Source organism: Rhodobaculum claviforme (genome assembly GCF_016653255.1).
GTDB lineage: Bacteria > Pseudomonadota > Alphaproteobacteria > Rhodobacterales > Rhodobacteraceae > Rhodobaculum > Rhodobaculum claviforme.
This window is the reverse complement of the sequence record NZ_NHSD01000047.1, coordinates 1-3,517: the sequence shown is the minus strand read 5'-3', so window position 1 is coordinate 3,517 and position 3,517 is coordinate 1. Positions and strand designations below refer to the sequence as shown.

Below are 3,517 nucleotides of genomic sequence, written 5' to 3'. Positions count from 1 at the left end.
TCGGAGAGGGGTCGGGTCACCCGGCCCCCGCGAGGGGGGGCCGGGCGGGGGCGGGTCAGTCCACCTCGATGTTCCAGAAGAACGGCACCGGGGCCACCAGCACGCCCGAGACATTGGCGCGGTACGCGGTCGGCTGGTAATACTGCCCGGTGGGAATGTAGGGCACGAAGTCATAGAGTTCGGCCTGCAACTCCTCGACGATGGCGAACTGCGCGGCCGGGTCGGTCTCGCGGGCGAAGGCGTCGCGCAGCTCCTCGATGCGGGCATTTTCGGGCCAGCCGAACCACGCGGTGTCCCCCGATGCCGCCACCGAGATGTTGGTGATCGGGTTCAGCTGGTCGACCGCCAGCCACCAGGTCGGAAAGATGTTCCAGCCGCCGTTCTCGGGCGCCTCGCGCGAGGCGCGGCGCGAGGTCATGGTGGCCCAGTCCATCGCCGCCAGCCGCACGTTCATGCCGATCTCGCGCAGCGCCTGCGCCGTCACCAGCGCCTGGCCGTGGGCGACCGGCACGTCGGTGGGATCGAGGATCACCACCTCGCGCCCGTCATAGCCCGACATCTCCAGAAGCTCGCGCGCCCGCTCCAGGTCCTGGCCGCGCAGCGCCTCGCTGCCGATGTCGGTCTCGAACGGGGTGCCGCACATGAAGAAGGCGCCGCAGAACTCCTCGAAATACTCGGGGTTGCCCATGATCGAGAACATGTAGTCGGTCTGCGACACCGCATGCATCACCGCCTGGCGGGCATACTTGTTGTCGAACGGAGGGTGCAGGAAGTTGAAGCGCACCACGCCCTGCGTGCCCAGCGGGTCGATGGTGTCCACCGTGATCGACGGGTCCATGCGGATCATCGGCAGCAGATCGACGGCGGGTTGTTCATAAAGATCCACCTCGCCGGCCAGCAGCGCCTGGGTGGCGGTGGCGGCGTCGGGGATGTAGCGCCATTCCACCCGGTCGACGTTGGCAAGCTTGCCGCCGGCGGCGTAGCTGGCGAGCTCGTCGCGCGGCACGTAATCCTCGAAGCGCTCATAGACCACGAGGTTGCCGGGCTGCCACTCGGCCTCGACAAAGCGGAACGGGCCGGAGCCGATGACCTCGGGGATCTGCTCGCTGGGGCTGGTCTCGGCCAGGCGGGCGGGCATGATGAACGGCACGTTGGACGAGATCTTGCCCAGCGATTGCAGCACCAGGCCATAGGGCTCCGACAGCGTCAGGGTGAAGGTCAGCTCGTCCACCGCCTCCATCGACTCGGTCACGCCCATCAGCTTCTGGCCCATGCCGTCGCGCGCGCCCCAGCGCCGGATCGAGGCGACCGCGTCCGCCGCCGTCACCGGCGCGCCGTCGTGGAACGTCATCCCCGGCCGCAGCGTGATGGTATAGGTCAGGCCGTCCTCGCTGACCTCGTGGCCCTCGGCCATCTGGGGGCGGATCTCCAGGTTTTCGTCCAGCGCAAACAGCGTGTCCCACACCAGATACCCGTGGTTGCGGGTGATGTAGGCGGTGGTCCAGATCGGATCGATGTTGCGCAGGTCGGCATGCGGCACGATGCGCAGGGTCGACCGGTCCTGCGCCAGCGCCGGGGCCGCGATCATCGGGGCCAGCGCCAGTGCCAGCCCGGCGGCAAGACCGCCCTGCGACACGCGCCGCGTCAAGGTTGCGTTCATGGGCACTCTCCTTGGTTGTGCGGCCTGTGCGGCGGCGCGGGGCCGCCGGTGGCCGCATCTCTCCCTGTTGCAGCGCCGCCGGGGCGGACAGGCTGGCCTGCGACGAGGTCTCGCCTGCGGGCCGGATCAGCCTGCGCGCGGCTTTCACACAATGCAAGTTTCTTGCGGCCCCGGCACGCGGCGGCCATCACGGATGCGTAACATTTGATCAGGATGCGGGATTTCCCCGCGCGCGATTCCGCGATTTGTGCGGTTTGGCATCGAATCATCGCGCGGAGTGCATAGATTGAGGGCACGGGCCCGGCGCTGCGGGTCGCTGGACGAAAGACCTTGCATGCCGGGAAACAAGTTGCGCGCGGCCCGCCGGCGCCAGGGCCGCACCCTCAAGGCCGTCGCCGCCGCCGCCGGCGTGTCCGAGGGGCACCTGTCCAAGATCGAGACCGGCAAGGCGGTGCCCTCGCTGCCGGTGCTGCACCGCATCGCGGGGTGCCTGGGCCTCAACCTCGGGCATCTGTTCGACGATGCGGGCGGGCCGTCGGGGGCGGTGACGCGGGCGGGCGCGCGCCCGGTCATCAGCCTCGATCCGCTGCGCAGCGGCCCCGGCGTCACGCTGGAGCGCGTGATCCCCCACGCCCCCGACAACGCGCTGCAATGCAACATCCACATCATGGAGCGCGGCGGCGCCTCGGACGGACAGATCAGCCACCTCGGCGAGGAGGTCGGCATCATCCTGGAGGGCCAGGTGGAGCTGCGCCTGGATGACGAGGTGCATGTGCTGGGGCCGGGGGATTCGTTCCACTTCCGCTCGGACCGGCGCCACGGCTATCGCAATGTCGGCGAGGGGCGGGCGCGGATCTTCTGGGTGAACACCCCGCCCACCTTCTGACGTCAGAACGCGACCGTATCGGCGCCCGACAGATCGAGGGTCTCGCGCGCCTCCTGCGGGGTGGCGATCTCCAGCCCCATCCCTTCGATGATCCGGCGCACCGAGGCGACCTGTTCGGCGTTCGAGGTGGCCAGCCGCCCCGGCGCGCCCCACAGCGAATCCTCCAGCCCCACGCGGACGTTGCCGCCCATCGCCGCCGCCATCGCCGCGATCGGCAGCTGGTGGCGCCCCGCGCCCAGCACCGACCAGCGGTACCGATCCCCGAACAGCCGGTCGGCGGTGCGCTTCATGTGCATCACGTCGTCGGGATGCGCGCCGATCCCGCCCATCAGGCCGAACACGGTCTGGATGAACAGCGGCGCCCTGACCAGCCCGGAATCGAGGAAATGCTTGAGGTTGTAGAGATGCGCGGTGTCGTAGCACTCGAACTCGAACCGGGTCCCGGCGGCGCCCAGCGTGGTGACGATGTGTTCGATGTCGGCGAAGGTGTTGCGGAACAGGATGTCCTTGTTGCCCAGATACTCCCGTTCCCAGTCGTGCTTCAGCTGCCCGTCAAAGCGCCGGAGCATCGGAAACAGGCCAAAGTTCATCGACCCCATGTTGAGCGACGCCAGCTCCGGCCGCCAGCGTTCGGCGGGGCGGATGCGTTCGGCGATGGACATGGTGGGCGCGCCGCCGGTGGTGATGTTGACCACGCAGTCGGAGCGTTGCTTGATGACCTGGAGGAACGGCAGGAACGCCTCGGGGGTCTGGTCGGGGCGGCCGTCGCGGGGGTCGCGGGCGTGCAGGTGGACGATGGCGGCCCCGGCCTCGGCGGCGCCGATGGCGGCCTCGGCGATGTCGGATGCGCTGACCGGCAGGTGCGGCGACATCGACGGCGTGTGGATCGCGCCGGTGACGGCACAGGTGATGATGACTTTGCGCGGGGCGGCCATGGCGGGGGTCTCCTTGCGGTGGGGGCCGTGTGGTGG

3 protein-coding genes are annotated in these 3,517 nt (G+C 69.3%); 1 reads left to right on the top strand and 2 read right to left on the bottom strand.

Translation table 11 applies throughout. The features are described 5' to 3' along the window. Window positions 1-55: 55 nt before the first annotated feature. Window positions 56-1,660 (bottom strand): ABC transporter substrate-binding protein, encoded by a 1,605-nt coding sequence (locus tag CCR87_RS00700; RefSeq protein WP_201155412.1) that lies wholly within the window; start codon window positions 1,658-1,660, stop codon window positions 56-58. 334 nt (window positions 1,661-1,994) lie between these two features. Here CCR87_RS00700 and CCR87_RS00695 point away from each other — a divergent pair, with 334 nt between their 5' ends. Next, on the top strand, window positions 1,995-2,546 hold the full coding sequence (locus CCR87_RS00695; RefSeq protein WP_201155411.1) for a cupin domain-containing protein: 552 nt from the start codon (window positions 1,995-1,997) through the stop codon (window positions 2,544-2,546). 2 nt (window positions 2,547-2,548) lie between these two features. On the opposite strand, the gene kce is transcribed toward CCR87_RS00695, so the two are convergent. Continuing rightward, a complete protein-coding gene (gene kce, locus CCR87_RS00690) occupies window positions 2,549-3,481 on the bottom strand; it encodes a 3,5-dioxohexanoate:acetyl-CoA acetone transferase (protein WP_201155410.1) in 933 nt (310 codons plus the stop codon). Window positions 3,482-3,517 lie beyond the last annotated feature (36 nt).